This is a genomic window from Rhizobium sp. WYCCWR 11152 (assembly GCF_013087615.1).
Classification (GTDB): Bacteria; Pseudomonadota; Alphaproteobacteria; order Rhizobiales; family Rhizobiaceae; genus Rhizobium; species Rhizobium indicum.
This window is the reverse complement of record NZ_JABFCP010000009.1, coordinates 447,571-465,987: the sequence shown is the minus strand read 5'-3', so window position 1 is coordinate 465,987 and position 18,417 is coordinate 447,571. Positions and strand designations below refer to the sequence as shown.

Sequence of the window (18,417 nt, the reverse complement as noted above, 5' to 3'; positions counted from 1 at the left end):
GGTCCGAACCGCGCAATCCCGTGATGGCTGAACGCCCCGGATCGCACTCGAATACCCGGTCAAGACCAGAGAACGATCATGACACTCATCAATATCCGCAATCTCGGCGTGACGCTGGGCAATCCCTTGTTTTCCAAGCTCAATCTCGTCGTCAATGCCGGCGACCGCATCGGTCTCGTCGCCGCCAACGGGCGGGGGAAATCGACGCTGCTTGCCTGCATCACCGGCGCGCTGGAGCCGAGCGAGGGCGAGATCACCAAGGCGCGCGGGCTGACCGTCGGCCATGTCGCGCAGAATGTGCCACCTGCCCTTTTCGACACGCCGTTCTACGATGCGGTGCTGCAGGCGTTGCCGGCCGATCAGGCCGAAAGCGAGAGCTGGCGGGTCGACGTGGTGCTGGAATCGCTCGACGTGCCGGAGGCCATGCGCAGCCGGCCGCTGAAGCAGTTGAGCGGCGGATGGCAACGGCTTGCCATGCTTGCCCGCACCTGGGTGAGCGAACCCGACGTGCTTCTGCTCGACGAGCCGACCAACCATCTCGACCTTGAAAAGATCGCGCAGCTGGAGAACTGGCTGAATGCGCTGCCGCGCGACGTGCCGGTCATCCTCTCCAGCCACGATCGCGCCTTCCTCGATGCGACGACCAACCGGACGCTGTTCCTGCGGCCCGAGCAATCGCCGGTCTTCGCCCTGCCCTATACCCGGGCGCGCGCTGCCCTCGACGAGGCCGACGCTTCCGAAGCCCGGCGCTACGAGCGCGACATGAAGGTGGCGGAGCAATTACGCAAGCAGGCCGCCAAGCTCAACAATATCGGCATCAACTCCGGCAGCGATCTGCTCGTCGTCAAGACGAAGCAGCTCAAGCAGCGGGCGGAGAAGCTGGAGGATGCGGCAAAACCGGCGCATCTGGAGCGCTCGGCCGGCGCTATCCGGCTTGCCAATCGCGGCACGCATGCCAAGGTGCTGATGACGCTTGAGGATGCGGCGGTAACGACGCCGGATGGAACGCTGCTGTTCAAGACCGGCCGGCAATTCATCTGCCAGGGTGACCGCATCGTGCTGCTCGGCCTCAACGGCGCCGGCAAGTCGCGGCTGGTGTCGATGCTGAAGCAGGCAATCGAAAGGCCGGAGACGGCGCGCGACAGCATCAAGGCGACGCCTTCGCTGGTGCTCGGCTATGGCGATCAGGCACTTGCCGATCTTGCCGACACCGACACGCCGATCGGTACGATCATCCGCCGCTTCGATGTCGGCGATCAGCGAGCGCGGGGCTTGCTGGCAGGCGCCGGCATGACGATCGACATGCAGGCAAAACCGATCGGCCAGCTTTCCGGCGGCCAGAAGGCTAGGCTCGGCATGCTGGTGCTGCGGCTGACGGAGCCGAACTTTTACCTGCTCGACGAACCGACCAACCACCTCGACATCGACGGACAGGAGGCGCTGGAGAGCGAGCTGATGGCGCACGAAGCGAGCTGCCTGCTGGTCTCGCATGACCGCAGTTTCGTGCGGGCGGTGGGAAACCGGTTCTGGCTGATCGAGAGGAAGCGGCTGGTGGAGGTGGAGAGCCCGGAGGGGTTCTTTGCTTCGGTGGGATCAGGCGTGTAATGGGCGACGGGGCGTGCCGCGTCGCCCCGTCCTTTGCGAGGGTTCGCAACAAATCTCAATGTTAAAAGACACTCCGCAACATCGGCGCGGGGCATGGTTTCTTGAGAGCCGGGCGGTGTCGCGATCGCCTCTCGACTTTTCTTCCCATGAACACGAGGCATCTCCATGCATATCAGATTAGTCGCCTGCGCCGCCCTGACGCTTTCGGTTGCCGTTCCTGCCGTTGCCGCCGATCTTACCTATGAAACGCCGTCGGCACCGTCCGCCGAGCAAGTATCTTCGGCCTATGACTGGTCGGGCTTCTATCTCGGCGCCCAGGGCGGATATTCCTGGAGCCAGGCAAAGATCCTCGGCTCGGATCAGGATATCGACAGCGGCACATCCGGCCTGCATGCCGGCTATAATTTCCAATCCGGAAATATCGTCTACGGCATCGAGAACGACTTTAACTACAACTTCGAGAAAAATGACAATGCGAACCTCGAATGGGATGCTTCCGGCCGAGCCCGGGTAGGTTACGCCTGGGATCGAACCCTGTTCTTTGCAACGGCAGGCGTGGCAGCCGGCGGCGGCAAGGTCGACATTCCCGCTGCCGGAAAGAAGGATGGCATCCTGATCGGCTGGACGGCCGGCGGCGGCATCGAACATGCGGTCACCGACAATATCCTGGTGCGCGGCGAGTATCGTCATTCCGATTTCGGCAACAAGGACTTCGGCTCGACCATCGGCGATGTCGGCGCCACGCAGGACAAGGTCCTCTTCGGGACCAGCTACAAGTTCTGACGGAAAGGCGGCGGCAACCGTATGAGGGTCCTGCCGCACGCTGCCACGCCTAAAAACCTACCGCTTCGGTGCGACCAGGCAGAAGAAGGCGCCTTGCGGGTCGGTGGCCTGGATGATCCAGCTGCCGCCGGGGACTTCCATCGGGCCGTTGACGACCTTGCCGCCGCCTGAGGTGACGCGTTCGATCGCGGCGTCGAGGGTCGGCACGATGAAATAATAGCACCAGAAGGTCATCGGCATGTTTTCCGGCTTGGTCATCATGCCGCCGATCTGCCGACCGTTATGGGCGAAGAGGTAGTAGACGCCCATCGGACCCATGTCCATTTCGCTGTCCTTCGTCCAGCCGAACAGCTTGGAATAGAAGGAAACAGCGTCTTTGCCGTTGCCGGCATAGAGTTCGCGCCAGCCGATATTGCCGGGGGCGTCGAAGGCCAGTTCCGGCATGGGCTTCTCCATCGGCGCCGGCGTCATGATGCAGAGCACCGCGCCATGCGGATCGGCAACGACGGCGAAGCGGCCGATGGTCGGGATGTCTTCCGGCGGACGGCGGACCGAACCGCCATTGGCGGCAAAATCCTTGGCAGTCTGGTCGACATCGTCGACGTCGACATAACCCGTCCAGTTCGGCGGAATGCCCTTGCCTTCGAGTTCGGCCGGAAATTCCATCAGGCCGGCGACGCCGATGCCGTTCGCCTCGAAGATCGTGTAGGTGGGCATGCCCTCCATTTTCATCTCGGAGGTGGTCCAGCCGACGACCGAGCTATAGAATTTCGCGGCAGCCGATGTGTCGGGGGTCATCAACTCGCACCAGATGAACTTTCCATGCGTCTCAGACATCATACTCTCCCTTTTTCGACGCCCCTCTTCGGAGGCCTCTTTGCGAGGCCCCTTTCTCGAGGTTGAACGCCGTGATTGTCAGATCTTGCGGGCGTAATGTGCTTCCATGAACTGCTTCCAGGAGCCGTCCGGCTGCTTGGCGCTGGAGACGAAGGTGCGGTGATCGGCGTCGACGAAGATGATCTGCTCGCGGTAGTCGGCAAGCCCCTCGCCATTGAAGTCGGGGCCTGTGGTATAGAGGTCCAGCACATTGCCTGACGCGTCGACCGCACCCTCATAGACCCACATATAGTCCATCATGCTGCCGATCCAGCTGCCGACATACTTGCCTTTTGCGTCGTTGTAACCGAGCGTCAGGATGCTGGTCGCCTCCTTACCATCAGGCATACGGCCGGTCCCTTCGGCGACGAACCAGATGCCGTGCAGCGAGCGGACGGTCTCCGTCCAGGGCTCGCCGCCACTCATGTCGGGTGCGGTGACGGTCCAGTCGCCGACCAGTCTTTCCAGGAAGGAATGTTCCTTCAGCACTTCAGCGGTCTTCATCATCCTCTTCTCCCTTGAGTGATGGTGGTGTTTGTTTTCCGCATTCCGGACGCAAAACCGCTTACACTTTTCGGCATCATGCTCCGGCTCAGTGACAGCAGGATGGCGCCTTGGCGGCCTCCTCATATTCGTCGTGGCGGCGCACGAAATTCATCGTGCTGTCCTCGTTGCGGCCCTTCGGCGCGCGGTCGAGGATCATCAGGGTGCCGATCAGTTCTTCCGGCCCGCGGGCATAACTCGAATAGGTATGGAAGACCTCGCCCTTGTCGTTGCGGTAGAAAGCGCTGAGGCCCGGCAGTTCGTCATTGGCATCAGCCGGCTGCATCGGTGTGAAATTGTAAAAGACCTTGTCTTTGGCAAGATCCTCGGGACTGAAAGAAACGTGATAATCGAAATTGAAATCGCTGCCGAAGGAAGAGACCCAGGGAAATTGCCAGCCCATACGCTGTTTGTAGGCGGCGATCTTGTCGAGCGGCGCGCGCGAAACGGCGACCCAGGTGACGTCGTGATGGTTCAGATGCGGCAAGGCGCCATCGACATGATCCGACAGGAAGGAGCAGCCGGTGCAGCCGGCATCCCAATCCGGGCCAAGCATAAAATGGTAGATCAGCAACTGGCTGCGGCCGTCGAAGAGATCGGCGAGCGACTTCCTGCCCTGCGGCGTTTCGAAGAGATAATCCTTGTCGACCTTCACCAGGGCAGCGCCAGACGCGCGGCGTTGACGCTGTCGCGCAGCCGCGTCGCCTCCTTCTCCTTTGCCAGCAGGGCACGGCGGGCCTCGAGCCACTCTTCGCGGGACACAACTTCATTCTGCATGGAGTGCGCCCTCCTCCGGCGCTTGCCGGTGAAGCCGGCTCATCTCCTTCTCCTTGACTAAATACATTGATATCAATAGAAATGGAGCATGTCAAATTCGATCGAGATTCCCTTTTCCACGACGCTGATGGTGCGAGACACCTGCCTATGCCTGCATGTGCAGCGGGCAGCACGCGCGCTTGCCCGGCTGTTCGACGATGCGCTGAGGCCGGCCGGCCTGACCAATGGGCAGTTTTCGCTGATGATGTCGCTGAACCGGCCGGAGCCGCCGCCGATGGGGCCGGTCGCAGCCCTGCTCGCCATGGATCAAACGACGCTGACGGCGGCGCTGAAGCCGCTGCAGCGCAAGGGCTGGGTAACGGTGATGGAGAACCCCAGAGACAGGCGCGGCCGGCTGCTGAGCCTCACCCCTGAGGGCAAGGCGGTGCTGGCAAAAGCGCTGCCGATCTGGAAAAGCACACATGCGATGATCGACGGAAAGCTGCCGGAAGGCGGCTCCGCCCGGCTGCGACAGGATCTGCAGGCGCTGTCATGAATGACGATAGAAACGCCGAGGCCGGCCGGGCTGAACGCCGCCCGGCCGGCAGATGACGGCAGCCGATACGGCTACCAAGTTTTAAGCCGATCAGGCGACAGTGACCGGGACCTCGGTCGAGGTGCGCATCGCGTGGCTGTAGGGGCAGACGATGTGGGCTGCGGCTGCGAGCTTTTCAGCGGTTTCGCGGTCGAGACCCGGGATGTTGACCGTCAGCGCCACTTCGATGCCGAAGCCGCCGCCATCTTCACGCGGGCCGATGCCGACCTTGGCGGAGACCGTCGTGTCCTCGGGAATCTTGACCTTCTGCTGGCCCGCGACAAATTTCAATGCACCGAGGAAGCAGGCGGAGTAGCCGGCAGCGAAAAGCTGTTCGGGATTGGTGCCGGTCGCGCCGTCGCCGCCGAGTTCCTTGGGAACGGTCAGCGTCACGTCCAGAACGCCGTTTTCGGAAACGGCGCGGCCCGCGCGGCCGCCGGTGGCAGAGGCTTTGGTCGTATAGAGAATAGGCATGACGATCTCCTTTGGTTGGCCCTTCGATCGGGTTGGATTTTTATTATCGCACAATTAAATTGTACGCAAGTGAATTTTGCAAATTGCATTTCGGATTCGAAAAGAGGACAATCGGGCTTCAGGGATAATAGATATGAAAGCGCAAACGACGAAGACGATGGAGATACCGCAAGAGGAGAAGCGGCTGGAAAAGCAGTTGTGCTTCGCGGTCTACGCGACGGCGCATGCTTTCACCCGCGCCTACAAGCCGATCCTCGACAGGGTCGGCCTGACCTATCCGCAATATCTGGTGATGCTGGTGCTGTGGGAACGCGGCGAACTGCCGGTCAAGACGATCGGCGAGCAGCTGGATCTCGATTCCGGCACGCTATCGCCGCTGTTGAAACGGCTCGAACAGAGCGGGCTGCTCAAGCGCATCCGCGACCTGCGCGACGAACGGCAGGTGATCGTGTCGCTGACCCCGCAAGGTCAGGCAATGAAGGGGGAGATCGATACGATCATGACGGCGATCGGGCAAGCCGCAGGCTGCACGCTTGAGGAAATGGCCGAGATGCGCGACATGCTGCATCGGCTGCGGGGCAATCTCGGGCGGGCCGGCACGGGCGGCTGAACGCATTCACCCGGTAGAGCCGGCACCCCGTAGAGCCGGCGGGCGCGCCGAGAGATCAGGCCCGCGGCTTAGCCGGCGACCGACGCTTCTTTGCAGGCGCCGCCTTAGGTTCGGCCTCGGCCTCCTGCTGCAAACGCAGCGCCTTCAGCTTCTCCGTCTTCTTGTCACGGGCCGTTGCCTCGGCGGCGATAATGGCGCGCGCCGTGTGATCGGTCGCTTCCGCCTTGTCGCGAGACGAAAGCTTGGCGGGATTGAAGAATTCTCCCTTGGTGGCGGTCATGTGCCCCTTTCCCAGGTGATGGCGGCGTTACCGCATAGTTCCTCAAATCGAAATCGGTTCAAGGAATTATGCTGAAATACAAGTGTTACAGCCCCCTGCGCGTCTGGAATAGGCGCGCGGCGCTGTAAGCCATGGCTCCACGGCAGAAACCATGATTCACGGCTGAACCGTGATTCCACGGTAGGCCGTGATGCCACGCCCGGGATTAGCGGGTGGGACGGAGAACCTTCTTCGGTGCCGGCAGCAGACCTTCGCGCTGCAGCTTCTTGCGAGCGAGCTTGCGCTGGCGGCGAATGGCCTCGGCCTTTTCGCGGGCGCGCTTCTCGGACGGCTTTTCAAAGGCGCTGCGAGCCTTCATTTCCCGGAACAGACCTTCCCGCTGCATCTTTTTCTTGAGCACGCGGAGCGCCTGATCGACATTGTTATCTCTGACGAGTACCTGCAAAACGATATCCTTCCTGTTGCGGCGGCGAAGCCGCACTGTCCAAAATTAAAAACCCGGGCCAAAATAAAAAACCCGGAACTACTTCCCGATTTTGATGCTCGAAAACTTCAGCCAGGGCTCGGCGCCGTCGGACTTGGCCACCGCCTCGGGGGAAGCCCTCGACGGCGATTCACCGGTATCGATGTCGGCCTCAGTGATGCGGCGCTCGAAATTCTCCGCGTCGAACTGGACGCGATATTGCACATGCCCGTGGTCGTTGGGCAGGATGCTGGAGATCCGGCACCGCTTGTCGGCTTTCGCCGTGCGGGTGAGGCCGGATTTCAGCACGATCATGTCGCCGACTTTATAGTTTGGTCTGCCCATTTCAGCGTCCCTTCGACTCTTCGGCTGCTCAATCGGTCAATCAGAACGACCGGGGGTCATTCAGGACCGACCGGGGCATTCCGGAAAAGCCTGCGATCAAAGCAAAAAGGCCGGGCTGGTACCCGACCTCTTCCAGTCACTCAGCCCGCCGCCGGTATCGGTAGCTCGCTGCCAGTACATCCGTGGTCAGCTTGCTGCCAGCACATGGCCAGCCCGCTGCCATATTCATGGTCAGCAGAGGCGAATGACAAATCATGCGGCCTGAAGGTTGTCGGCCGAATTCTTGCCGGACTTCTTGTCGCGGACGAGATCGTAGCGGATCTTCTGACCTTCAACGAGTTCGCGCATTCCGGCGCGTTCAACCGCTGAGATATGGACAAAAACGTCCGTAGAACCATCATCAGGCTGAATGAAGCCAAAACCCTTGGTGCCATTGAACCACTTTACGACGCCTGAATTCATAACGATCTCCTTTTCAACCGTTTGTGTTCGCCTGCGGAAAGATATCCGACAAGCCGTATCGATGTTGAGAGGATATCTGACGGAGCGCTCAAGCGCGTGGACAAAGGTCGCAAGCAATTCGATACGCACCATGTAGGATATTTACCGAATTAAGCAATGGTATTTCGGAAAATAATTCTCTCGCGGGCACAAAATGAAGCTCTTGCCCCAGGGGCAAAGCACCCTTTTCCCCGGGGCAAAGCACTCGCTCGCCCGGGGCAAAGCAACCGCTTGCCCGAGGCAAAGCGCCAGCTTGCCTGGGAAAAGCGATCGATCCGAGGCGGCCGGATTGCGGCCGCCTCGATGACGATTACTGCCAGACGACGATGGGCGCCTTGGTGGGAACGCGGTCGTAGAGATCGATGATATCCTGGTTCATCAGCCGCACGCAGCCTGACGAGACGGCCTTGCCGATCGAGCGCCAATCGGGATTTCCGTGCAGGCGGTAGAGCGTGTCCTCTCCATTCGAGAAGATATAGAGCGCGCGGGCGCCGAGCGGGTTCTTCAGACCCGGCTCCATGCCGCCGTTCTCGATCGAATATTTGACGAGTTCGGGCTGGCGGGCGACCATCTCGTTCGGCGGCTTCCAGCGCGGCCATCTCTGACGCCACTGGATGACGCCCGACCCCTGCCAGGCGAAACCCTCGCGGCCGATGCCGACGCCGTAGCGCATCGCCATGCCGTCACCCTGGACGAGATAGAGGAAGCGCGACGGCGTATCGACGACAATGGTGCCGGGAGGCTGACCGGTGGGATCGACGACGCGCTGGCGATAATAGCGCGGATCGATCTGCTCGTAGGGAACGGCTGGAATGAGAAAGCCGCCGTCTTCGATGGGGCCATACATGACGGCAAGCTCGGCCCCACTCGGCACGCTCGACGCACCCGGGGACTGGAACAGGCGCATGGGCGAACGGTAAGTGATCGTCGTATCGCCTGATGTCACGGTGTTGGCTGAGGAGGCGCAGCCGGCGAGCGCGGAGGCTGCGGTCAACGCCGAAAAGGAAAGAAAGCTGCGGCGGGAAAGATGTCTATCGAAGCTCATGACGCGGGACTGATTTCCTCTGATGCGGGAAGCCGGACGAGAAGCCGGTTAAACCGGTGATTCGTCCAATGCCGATAACAACATCAAGAGATCTATCGGCTTGCGCCAAATAAACCATAGCTTCACGCAGACGTGTCCAGCCTGGAGCGGACGATATGGGAAGCGCTGTTGCAGCGCTACATCACAACGATCTCGGCCTTGGCAGAAACGCGGTCGTAAAGATCGATGACGTCCTGGTTCAGCATGCGCACGCAGCCCGACGAGGTGGCCTTGCCGACCGACTGCCAGTCGGGTGTGCCGTGGATGCGATAGAGAGTATCCTGCCCGTCCTTGAATATATACATGGCGCGGGCGCCGAGCGGGTTCATCAGCCCTGGATTCATGCCTCCATTCTCCGCTCCGAACGGGCGGACTTCAGGCTGGCGCGAGACCATTTCGACCGACGGCGTCCAGCGCGGCCATTTCTGCTTCCACTGGATGACGCCCCGGCCGGACCAGGCGTAACCGTCGCGGCCGAGGCCGACGCCGTAGCGCATCGCCTTGCCGTTGCCCTCGACGAAATAGAGGAAATGCGCCTTGGTATCGATGATCACGGTGCCGGGACGCTCGGTCGTCTGATAATCGACCTCCTGGCGCAAGAACTGCGGCTGCACGCGGCTGACCGGGATCGCCGGTAGGGTGAAATCCTCGTCACGCTGCTGTCCGTACATCGCCATGTGCACGGGGTTGGTGACCGGCAGGCCATAGGTCTGGTGGAACTGGGTCCTGTAGAGCTCGCGCGTCTGCGGCACCGGCTGATCGGGGATCGGCCGCACCCGGCGCGGATCCACGCCGGGCGGCTGATAGAAGACCGGCGAGGTTTCCTGGACGAAGCGGGCGGGCGAATCGGCGGCGACATCGGGAATGAGGATGTTGCAGCCGCTCAGCGACGCAACCGCAATCACGAGCCCGGCAAGCGGGAAGACCCGGCGCAGAAAATTCATGGAACCACCCTTATCAACGATCGGCAGACAGCGATATCTGCCGGAACGATGGCATTCGCGGCTGGCGCGAGGCTGGCGTTGGCGTGGAAAATCAGGAAACGAGCAGGACGCCATTGCCATAGGCGGCGGCCAGATCGCGGATCAGCTGCGTCTCCCGCTCGGTCAGCTTGCCAGGATCGACGAAACGCCAGTTGCCCTCATAAAGCGCGAAGGCCTCGCCGGCGGGCATGGCGCGCACGGGATCGCGATTCCAGGCGAGCGATTTCAGCTCGGGGAAGTCGTTCGGCACAATCATGCTCTCTGGCATGCTCTTAGCGTTCGTCGTCATTCCAGCAATATAGGGCTAATGGCCCTCATTTGAAGCGGCTGGAATTCAGGCCGCCACTCCGTGAAAGAAGCGGATGCTCTGTTCGATCTCGGCCGGCAGCGCCGAGGTGTGATTGCCGGCGACGGTTTCCGTTTCGATATGAACGCCGGCGCCGCGGGCGCGGCGGGCCAGCAGATCGGCGCGGTCGTTGAAATGCGGCTCCTCGGTGCCGTGGACGACACGGACCGGGCATTTGAAGCTGTGGGCGTAACACAGCGCCGAACGCACCTCGAATTCATGCGCGTTGCTATCGTCGAAACGGATGTCCTGGGGATAGCGGTTGAAGAAGCGGAAGGCATCGGGGTTGCCTGAAATCGGCGCGGCGGCGCGGAATTTGTGGGTGGTCATCGCCGTCAGCATGGTCAGCGTGCCGCCGATGCTATGGCCGGCGATGAAGAGGCGCTCGGGATCGACACCCGGCAGATGCGCCAGGCGCTCGGTGGCGGCGAGAACGTCGTCGACCTCGTCGTAGAAGCCGGAGAAATTGCCCATCTGGCCGTTTTCGCCACGCAACGACGGCATCATCACGACATAACCGGCATCCATATAGGGCTTCATCAGCTGCCAGTGGCCGATGCCCATGGCATTGCCGCCGTGCAGGAAGAGCACGGCCGGCCTGGCGGCGCGCTCGCGCTTGTATTTCGAGACCCAGGCCGCCAGCTCCAGCTCGCCGTAACCGGAGCGGTAGAAGATCTTGTCGGCATCGGCAGGCGCATTCAGCGGTTCGTATTTGTCGGGCGCCGGCCCCTTCTGCAGCAGCTTGGTGCGGAAATGGTGGCGGACCTTGGCGTAGTCGTGCTTGGCAAGGCGTGGCTCGTCCGGGACATCGAACGCGGCCGCCATGCGCGGCAGGATAAGTGCACCGGCGAGACCCGCCAGCACGGCACGGCGCTGGAGGAAAAGGGAATTTCGTTCACGCGAGCTCATAACGCAGCATCCATCATTTCCCCGGCCAGTCCAAATTAAACAGAGCATGATGTCGTCCGAAAATCGCTTACACTTTTCGGCACCATGCTCGGGAAAATCTGCACCGGAAGATCGTTGCCGCCAATACACATGCTGTTGAAAATATTGCCCTGCGTCATTGTTGCGCAGGGTATGCAACTTCACGCCGGCTTGGCCTCGATCATGGCGATCAGCGTACGCAGCCGGTCGGCCTCGTAGGAGGGCTTGTCGGGGCGAAGGCGGGCGATGCGGGGAAAGCGCATGGCGACGCCTGATTTGTGCCGGGTCGAACGGTTGATGCCCTCGAAGGCCACTTCGACGACGAAGCCGAAATCCTTGTCGGCGCGCACGGCGCGTACCGGGCCGAAACGCTCGGTGGTATTGTTGCGCACGAATTTGTCGAGCACCTCGAGCTCGGCATCGGTGAAGCCGAAATAGGCCTTGCCGACGGGCACCAGCTGTTCGCCGTCCTCGTCATCGGCCCAGACGCCGAAGGTGAAATCGGAATAGTAGCTGGAGCGCTTGCCGTGGCCGCGCTGGGCATACATCAGGACCGCATCGACATTATAGGGGTTGCGCTTCCACTTGAACCAAGGCCCCTTCATGCGGCCGGCCTGGTAGACGCTGTCGCGGCGCTTGATCATCACGCCTTCGATGACCGGATCGGGCGGGGCGGCGCGCAGAGTATCGAGCTCTTCCCACGACGAGAACGGCACCAGCGGCGAGAGGTCGAAACGGTCGTGCGGGGCGCGGTCGATGATCTCGGTCAGCCGGTCGCGGCGATCGACATAGGTGCGCCCGCGAACATCGTCGTCGCCATCGAAGAGCAGGTCATAGGTGCGGATGAAGGCGGGGTAATCACCAAGCATCTTTGCCGTTACCGTCTTGCGGTTCAGGCGCTGCTGCAGGTCGGAGAAGGTGCGCGTCGGGCTGTTCGAGCGGGCAGTGCCGCCGACCAGCAGCTCGCCATCGACGACGCCGGAAAAATTGATCGCGTCGAGAATATCGGGAAAGGCGCCTGAAATGTCGTCGCCGGAGCGGGAATAGATCTTGCGCCTGTCGCCGGAGCGGGAGAGCTGGACGCGGATGCCGTCCCATTTCCATTCGGCGGCGTAATTCACCGGATCGAGGCTGGTCAGATCGCCCTCCTCTACCGCATTGGCGAGCATGACGGAATGGAAGATCGCCGGTGTGGCCAGCACCGGCTTTTCGCCGCCGCCCGCCAGCCATTCGAACAGCGTCTCATAAGGCGGCTGCAGACCATGCCAGAGGGTTTCGATCTCGGTGACATCCTTGTCGCCGAGATCGGCGAGCGCCTGCTTGGCAAGGCGGGCGGAAACGCCGATGCGCATGGCGCCGGTGGCAAGCTTGATGAAGGCGAAACGGCCGGACGAATCCAGCCGGTCGAGAAGATCGCGGACGTAGCTGCGCACTTCGGTGCGGCCGAGCGCGTTCATGCCGGTGACGACCTCGCCGAGACGCGGCTGGGCAAGTGCCGAGCGGTCGATATCCCTCTCATTGTCCCAGACGAGCGAGATGGTTTCGGCAAGATCGCCGACATAATCGTAGGAATAGCGAAACAGCACCTCGTCCATGCGCTCCAGCACCAGCTCGCGCAACATGGCGGGCTTGACGTTGCGCACCTCCAGCGTGCCGGCGATGGCGGCAAGGCCGTAGCCGCGATCAGGATCGGGCGTGTCGCGGAAATAATCGGTGAGCAGCTTCAGCTTGCCGTTGCGGCTGGGGGTCAGCACCAAGCGGTCGAGCAGGTCGGCGAAGGCTTTCATGGGTGCCTCGCGACTTCGGAGGGGTTTTGACGCGGGATATTGCTCATCTTCTCAATCCCCCTCGTCCTCATAACCCACCAGATGCAGCGGCTTCGCCTTGATGCCCTGCAATTGGCACCAGCGCACCAGGGCCTCCTCGCGGCCATGCGTCACCCAGACCTCGGCCGGGTGCAATTCCCGGATCGTTTCGGTCAGTTCCGGCCAGTCGCAATGATCGGAGATGACGAGGGGCAGTTCGACGCCGTGCTGTTTGGCGCGCTGGCGCACCATCATCCAGCCGGAGGCGAAGGCCGGCAGCGGCTCGCTGAAGCGCCGGGCCCAGCGATCGGCGAAGGCCGATGACGGGCCGATGACGACGGCCCCTTTGAAGGCGGACTTGTCGCGGCTTTCGATCGTCGCCGGCAGCAGTTCGCCGAGATCGATGCCCTGCTCGATATAATAGTCGCAGAGTTTTTCCATGGCGCCGTGGATATAGATCGGTTCGGCATAACCGGCATCGCGCAGCAGCCGGATGACGCGCTGGGCCTTGCCGAGCGCATAGGCGCCGACGAGATGGGTGCGCTCGGGAAATTGGCGCAGCGATGCCAAGAGCTTGCCGATCTCGTCCATCGGATCGGGGTGATGGAAGACCGGCAGGCCGAAGGTCGCCTCGGTGATGAAAACATCGCAGGCAACCGGCACATAGGCGGCGCAGGTCGGATCGGGGCGACGTTTGTAGTCGCCGGAGACGACGATGCGGGTGCCGTTCTTCTCGATGGCAATCTGGGCAGAGCCGAGCACATGGCCGGCCGGGTGAAAGCTCACCTTGACGCCGTTGACCAGCAGTTCCTCACCGAAGGCTGCCGCCTGCTCGCTGGCGCAGAAACCGTCGCCGTAACGCAGGCGCATGATGTCCAGCGTCTGGCGGGTGGCAAGCACGTTTACATGGCCCGGCCGGGCATGATCCGAATGGCCATGGGTGACGAGCGCCTGCTCGACGGGCCGCACCGGATCAACATAAAAGCCGCCTTCCGGGCAATAGAGCCCCTCCGGGGCAGGATAAAGCAGCGCATCAGGTCTCATGAAACGAGAGATAGCGGGAAATGGGCGCGAGGCCAGAGGGCGGGAAGAAGGGACTGGCGAATGCGCCGTGGCTCAACGCCGGCGATCGTCACGACCCTATTCCATCGAGGAAGGATTCGACAGCGGCACTAAATTGCGACGGCCGCTGCAGCGGCGCGAAATGGCTGACACCGTTGAGATAGATCATCTCAGCGTTCGGAATGCTGCGGGCAAGATATTCGGCATGGTCTGGCTTGATGAATTCGTCGTGCTCGGCGAGGACGATCGCGACCGGCACGTGGATCAGGCCCAAGTCGGCGGCCTGATAGTTCGGCTCCGTCCGCATCATCAGGCTGATCGCTTCGACGAATGGATTAAAATCATCCGGCGTGGTGGAAAGCGCCGCATAATCCTGGGCATGACGGCTGAAGCATCGGTCGATGACCGGGGTCGGGACGAATTCCAGCGTGCCGCTCGGATCCATGTTGCAGGCGAAGAAGAAGACCCCCTCGACACGTGAGGGCGCCGTCATGGCGAGGATCAAAGCGATGCAGGCGCCGTCGCTCCAGCCGATGATGGCCGCCTTGTCGAGATGCAGTTGGTCCATGACGGCAAGCACATCTGAAGCCATCAGCTCATAGCTATAAGGACGGGAATCGCGGGTGCTTCTTCCATGGCCGCGGCTGTCGATCAACACGACGCGGCGGCCGCTGCGCAACAGTGCCAGGACCTGATGGCCCCAGTTGCCGCTGTGGCCGAGGCCGCCATGGAGCAGAATGACGGGAGGGCCAGAACCGTAGCTCGCATACCAGATGCGGGCGCCGTCATGCGCGACATGACCGTCGACTGCCGCCGGCGGCAACGGGGCGGCGCCATGCGCTTCGAAATGGATGAGTTCGTCGTCGTCAACTTCCATAGTGAGACTCATTGTTGCCGCAGCATAGAAAAGCCGGAAAACAGCCCAAGAACAACCAGAATCGCTTCTTAGCTCTTGCGATGCAACCAGGGGGATCGGCATTGGGCAGGAAGTTTTTCTATTGTGCGGCGGCAATCGCGATCGCCGCGGCCGGCATCTACCTCAACAATACCAGCCTGCTCGCCGAACATCGGCCGGGAAAGCCGGTGCTGCTTGCCCATCGCGGCATCGCCCAGCGGTTCGACGAAACCGATCTCAAGAACGACACCTGCACGGCGAGCCGCATGCTGCCGCCGAAACACGATTATCTGGAAAACACACTTCCGTCGATGCAGGCGGGCTTTGTGGCCGGCGCCGATATCGTCGAGATCGACGTGCATCCGACGACGGATGGGCAATTCGCCGTCTTTCACGACTGGACGCTTGACTGCCGCACCGACGGGCACGGCGTCACGCGCGAGCATTCGATGGCTGACATGAGGAAGCTCGACATCGGCTATGGCTATACCGCCGATGGCGGCAAGACCTTTCCCTTTCGCGGCCGGGGCATCGGCATGATGCCGACGCTTGCCGAGGTGCTGTCCACCTTTCCGGATCGGCGCTTCCTCATCAACATCAAGAGCCGCGATCCTTCCGAGGGTGAAAAGCTCGCCGCCGTGCTCAATGGGCTCTCCACTGAGCGACGGGCCGAGATCATCGTTTATGGCGGCGACGAGCCGATCGACGTGCTCCGCCTGATGGCACCTGATATCAAGACCGCCTCGCGCAAGAGCCTGAAGGGCTGCCTCACCGGCTATATCGGCTATGGCTGGACCGGCCTGCTGCCGGACGAATGCAAACAGGCGATGATGCTGGTGCCGATCAATATCGCGCCGTGGCTTTGGGGCTGGCCCGACCGTTTTCTCAACCGGATGCAGGATGCCGGGACCGAGGTCTTCGTGCTCGGCCCCTATCGCGGCAGCGATTTTTCCACCGGCATCGACGACCCCTCGCAACTGGCGCGGCTGCCGCCAAACTATGCGGCGGGCATATGGACGAACGAGGTCGAGGCGATCGGCAAGCTTGCGAAATAGAGCTCAGAGGCTCCGCGCTCGCAGCAATGCCGGGATCTCCTCCGGGGAAACGGGCTTGGAGAAGCGGTAGCCTTGCGCCTCTTCGCAACGCGCCTGGCGCAGGAAATCCATCTGGGCGTCGGTTTCGACGCCTTCTGCCAGCACCGAAAGCTTCAGCGTCTGCGCCAGCGAAATGACGGCCGAGGCGATGGCGACGGCGGTCTTGTCGCCCGGCAGGGCCTCGACCAGCGAACGGTCCATCTTCAACCGGTCGAAGGGAAAGGTCTTCAGCGCCGCAAGGCTGGAATAACCTGAGCCGAAATCGTCGATCGCCAGGCGAACGCCCAGCGCCCGCAGCGATTCCATCATGGCGAGCGCGCGTTCGGCATCGTGCATCACCACGCTTTCGGTGACCTCCAATTCCAGCCAGCGCGACTGCAGGCGGTGGCGCTCGAGCGCTTCGGTGACATGGGTTGCAAAATCCGGATCGGCGAACTGTTTGGCGGAGACGTTGACGGCGATCGTCAGCGGCGGCAGGCCCATATCCTGCCAATGACGCGCCTGGCGGCAGGCCTCGTTCAGCACCCAGAGACCGAGGGGAACGATGAGGCCGGTCTCTTCGGCGAGCGGAATGAAATTGACCGGCGGCACCCTGCCCTTGGCCGGATGGTTCCAGCGGACCAGCGCCTCGAGCCCGGTGATGCGGCCGGTGGCAACATCGACCTGCGGCTGGTATTGCAGGAACAGCTGGTCGCCGGTGATCGCCTGGTGCAATTCCTCGTGCTCGCCGAGCGGCATTCCCACAGGCGTGCTGCCGCCATCGTGATGTTGCAATGTGTTGCGGCCGAGTTCCTTGGCGCGGTACATGGCGCGGTCGGCATTGGCGAGAAGCTCTTGTGAGGTTACGCCATCGAAGGGGAAGGCGGCAACGCCGATGCTCGAGGTGACGGTGATCTCGCCGTCGGCGCCGCGGATCGGCCGGTTGATAGCCTTCTGCAGATCGCGAAGGCGGCGCATGATGCCGGCATCGTGGCTCGACTGGTGGACGAGCACGACCAGGAATTCGTCGCCGCCGAGACGCACCACCATATCCGACGCCCTGACACTATTGGCCATGCGGGCGGCGATCTCTTTCAGCACCTCGTCGCCGGCGGCGTGGCCGCGACCGTCATTGATGTCCTTGAAATTGTCGAGATCGATATAGGCGACAGTCACCTTGCGGTTGTTGCGCCGGGCCTGGTCGAGGATACTCGCCAGCCGCTCCTTGAGGAAGGCGCGGTTCGGCAGGCCCGTCAGATCGTCATGATGGGCCATGAAATGAATGCGATCGTCGACACGCTTGCGCTCGATGGCAATGCCGGCGATATGGGTGGCGAGCGCCACCAGCGTCATCTCGTGCTCGGTGGGACGGCGGACTTCCCTGGAATAGAGCGCGAACGTCCCGAGCACATTGTTCTGCGATGTGGCAATCGGCGTCGACCAGCAGGAGCGGAAGCCGAACGGGGCGATCAACGCGCGAAAATCCTCCCAGAGCGGATCGCTCATCACATCCTCGACGATCACCGTCTGGCCGCGCCAGGCGGCGGTACCGCAGGAGCCGACCTTGGGACCGATCGTGACGCCATCGATCAGGCGGCTATAGCCGCCGGGCAAATTGGGAGAGGCGCCGTGATAGAGCCTGGTGCCCTCGCTGTCGAGCAGCAGCACCGATCCGTCAATCCCATCCAGCTGCGCCTCGATCATCAGCACGAGCGCCTCGAGGATCATCGGCAACGGCTCGTTGCGGGCGATCATTTCCAGCAGGCTCGCCTGGCCGCGATGCAGATCCTCCTGGCGCTTGCGTTCGGTGATGTCACGGGAAACACCGATCAGGCCGACGATCTCGCCGCGATCGTTGCGCAGCGGTATCTTCGAGGTCAGCCGGCATATCGGCTTGCGGGCGCCTGGAAGGGTGTAGGATTCCTCCATGTCGATGCGGGCTTCGCCCGTCGCCATGATCTGCTGCTCGATGTCGAAATGACGGCACGCCGTCTCGAAATCGAACAGGTCGAAATCGCGCTTGCCGGTGATCAGCGCGGCACTCTCCAGGCCAAGGCTGCTGGCGGTGACGGCATTGGCGAAGACGAAGCGGCTGTCACGATCCTTGACGTAGAGGAAATCCGGAAGTTCATGGACGATCGCCTTAAGGCGCAGGTTCTCGATACCCTCGGAAAGATGATGAGCGGTCGATGCCATCATTGCCTCCGTCGCGGCGACGATGCGTCGCGTTTCGGCCGTCAGGGCATCGGTCGATTCCCATCGCCTGGCACCCAATTCGTGCATGACGCCATTCTCCCCGCCGGCCGAAGGCCGTATCCCGCAATCGTCATCATTGAAATTCCCTTCAAAGTAGTCCTCATTTCCTTCGGCTTGCTTAAATGAAAGGGTGAACAAGACGACAATATAAGCGG

Annotated in this window: 20 protein-coding genes and 1 pseudogene; 5 read left to right on the top strand and 16 right to left on the bottom strand. The window is 62.0% G+C overall.

What is annotated here, in order from left to right; translation table 11 throughout:
- The first annotated feature begins 78 nt into the window (after positions 1-78).
- Positions 79-1,605: an ABC-F family ATP-binding cassette domain-containing protein gene (locus G9X67_RS17530; protein WP_171599311.1), complete on the top strand. Its 1,527-nt coding sequence runs from the start codon at positions 79-81 to the stop codon at positions 1,603-1,605.
- 165 nt (positions 1,606-1,770) lie between these two features.
- On the top strand, positions 1,771-2,388 hold the full coding sequence (locus G9X67_RS17525) for an outer membrane protein (RefSeq protein WP_164054815.1): 618 nt from the start codon (positions 1,771-1,773) through the stop codon (positions 2,386-2,388).
- A 57-nt stretch (positions 2,389-2,445) separates the two neighbouring features.
- On the opposite strand, the gene G9X67_RS17520 is transcribed toward G9X67_RS17525, so the two are convergent.
- From G9X67_RS17520 to G9X67_RS17510, 3 genes and pseudogenes are all read right to left on the bottom strand, one after another.
- Positions 2,446-3,225 carry a VOC family protein gene (locus G9X67_RS17520; RefSeq protein WP_171599310.1) on the bottom strand — a complete coding sequence of 260 codons (780 nt, stop codon included), beginning with the start codon at positions 3,223-3,225 and terminating at the stop codon, positions 2,446-2,448.
- A gap of 78 nt (positions 3,226-3,303) precedes the next feature.
- Positions 3,304-3,771, bottom strand: a complete 468-nt coding sequence (locus tag G9X67_RS17515; RefSeq protein WP_138328592.1) for a DUF1579 domain-containing protein — start codon at positions 3,769-3,771, stop codon at positions 3,304-3,306.
- Between the two features lie 85 nt (positions 3,772-3,856).
- Positions 3,857-4,584 (bottom strand): annotated as a pseudogene (locus tag G9X67_RS17510) (thioredoxin family protein).
- Between the two features lie 88 nt (positions 4,585-4,672).
- Between G9X67_RS17510 and G9X67_RS17505 the strand changes: the two are divergent.
- On the top strand, positions 4,673-5,119 hold the full coding sequence (locus G9X67_RS17505) for a MarR family winged helix-turn-helix transcriptional regulator (RefSeq protein ID WP_062940776.1): 447 nt from the start codon (positions 4,673-4,675) through the stop codon (positions 5,117-5,119).
- Positions 5,120-5,209: 90 nt separating this feature from the next.
- Here the strand turns inward: G9X67_RS17505 and G9X67_RS17500 are convergent, their stop codons facing one another.
- Positions 5,210-5,632, bottom strand: coding sequence for an organic hydroperoxide resistance protein (locus tag G9X67_RS17500; RefSeq protein ID WP_003546481.1), 423 nt, complete (start codon positions 5,630-5,632; stop codon positions 5,210-5,212).
- Positions 5,633-5,756: 124 nt separating this feature from the next.
- Here G9X67_RS17500 and G9X67_RS17495 point away from each other — a divergent pair, with 124 nt between their 5' ends.
- On the top strand, positions 5,757-6,242 hold the full coding sequence (locus G9X67_RS17495) for a MarR family transcriptional regulator (RefSeq protein ID WP_033182967.1): 486 nt from the start codon (positions 5,757-5,759) through the stop codon (positions 6,240-6,242).
- 55 nt (positions 6,243-6,297) lie between these two features.
- On the opposite strand, the gene G9X67_RS17490 is transcribed toward G9X67_RS17495, so the two are convergent.
- From G9X67_RS17490 to G9X67_RS17440, 11 genes are all read right to left on the bottom strand, one after another.
- The gene (locus G9X67_RS17490) at positions 6,298-6,522 is read right to left on the bottom strand and encodes a hypothetical protein (RefSeq protein ID WP_131624186.1); all 225 of its coding nucleotides are present in this window, start codon (positions 6,520-6,522) and stop codon (positions 6,298-6,300) included.
- 205 nt (positions 6,523-6,727) lie between these two features.
- Complete coding sequence (rpsU, locus tag G9X67_RS17485; RefSeq protein ID WP_003546477.1) at positions 6,728-6,967, bottom strand: 30S ribosomal protein S21; 240 nt, start codon at positions 6,965-6,967, stop codon at positions 6,728-6,730.
- 78 nt (positions 6,968-7,045) lie between these two features.
- The gene (locus G9X67_RS17480) at positions 7,046-7,330 is read right to left on the bottom strand and encodes a cold-shock protein (RefSeq protein WP_094086441.1); all 285 of its coding nucleotides are present in this window, start codon (positions 7,328-7,330) and stop codon (positions 7,046-7,048) included.
- A gap of 252 nt (positions 7,331-7,582) precedes the next feature.
- On the bottom strand, positions 7,583-7,792 hold the full coding sequence (locus tag G9X67_RS17475; protein WP_003546468.1) for a cold-shock protein: 210 nt from the start codon (positions 7,790-7,792) through the stop codon (positions 7,583-7,585).
- Between the two features lie 349 nt (positions 7,793-8,141).
- The gene (locus G9X67_RS17470; RefSeq protein WP_003557650.1) at positions 8,142-8,876 is read right to left on the bottom strand and encodes a L,D-transpeptidase; all 735 of its coding nucleotides are present in this window, start codon (positions 8,874-8,876) and stop codon (positions 8,142-8,144) included.
- 176 nt (positions 8,877-9,052) lie between these two features.
- A complete protein-coding gene (locus tag G9X67_RS17465) occupies positions 9,053-9,859 on the bottom strand; it encodes a L,D-transpeptidase (protein WP_171599309.1) in 807 nt (268 codons plus the stop codon).
- Between the two features lie 91 nt (positions 9,860-9,950).
- A complete protein-coding gene (locus G9X67_RS17460) occupies positions 9,951-10,154 on the bottom strand; it encodes a hypothetical protein (RefSeq protein WP_246705434.1) in 204 nt (67 codons plus the stop codon).
- Positions 10,155-10,232: 78 nt separating this feature from the next.
- Positions 10,233-11,153, bottom strand: a complete 921-nt coding sequence (locus G9X67_RS17455; RefSeq protein WP_138328596.1) for an alpha/beta fold hydrolase — start codon at positions 11,151-11,153, stop codon at positions 10,233-10,235.
- 179 nt (positions 11,154-11,332) lie between these two features.
- Positions 11,333-12,958 carry a cisplatin damage response ATP-dependent DNA ligase gene (locus G9X67_RS17450; RefSeq protein ID WP_138328597.1) on the bottom strand — a complete coding sequence of 542 codons (1,626 nt, stop codon included), beginning with the start codon at positions 12,956-12,958 and terminating at the stop codon, positions 11,333-11,335.
- A 51-nt stretch (positions 12,959-13,009) separates the two neighbouring features.
- Positions 13,010-14,020: a ligase-associated DNA damage response exonuclease gene (locus G9X67_RS17445; RefSeq protein ID WP_138328598.1), complete on the bottom strand. Its 1,011-nt coding sequence runs from the start codon at positions 14,018-14,020 to the stop codon at positions 13,010-13,012.
- An 88-nt stretch (positions 14,021-14,108) separates the two neighbouring features.
- Entirely contained in the window at positions 14,109-14,915 is an 807-nt protein-coding gene (locus tag G9X67_RS17440; RefSeq protein WP_171599307.1) for an alpha/beta hydrolase, read from the bottom strand.
- Between the two features lie 101 nt (positions 14,916-15,016).
- Here G9X67_RS17440 and G9X67_RS17435 point away from each other — a divergent pair, with 101 nt between their 5' ends.
- Positions 15,017-15,988, top strand: coding sequence for a glycerophosphodiester phosphodiesterase family protein (locus G9X67_RS17435; RefSeq protein ID WP_171599306.1), 972 nt, complete (start codon positions 15,017-15,019; stop codon positions 15,986-15,988).
- A 3-nt stretch (positions 15,989-15,991) separates the two neighbouring features.
- On the opposite strand, the gene G9X67_RS17430 is transcribed toward G9X67_RS17435, so the two are convergent.
- Positions 15,992-18,289 carry an EAL domain-containing protein gene (locus tag G9X67_RS17430; RefSeq protein WP_171599305.1) on the bottom strand — a complete coding sequence of 766 codons (2,298 nt, stop codon included), beginning with the start codon at positions 18,287-18,289 and terminating at the stop codon, positions 15,992-15,994.
- Positions 18,290-18,417: the final 128 nt, after the last annotated feature.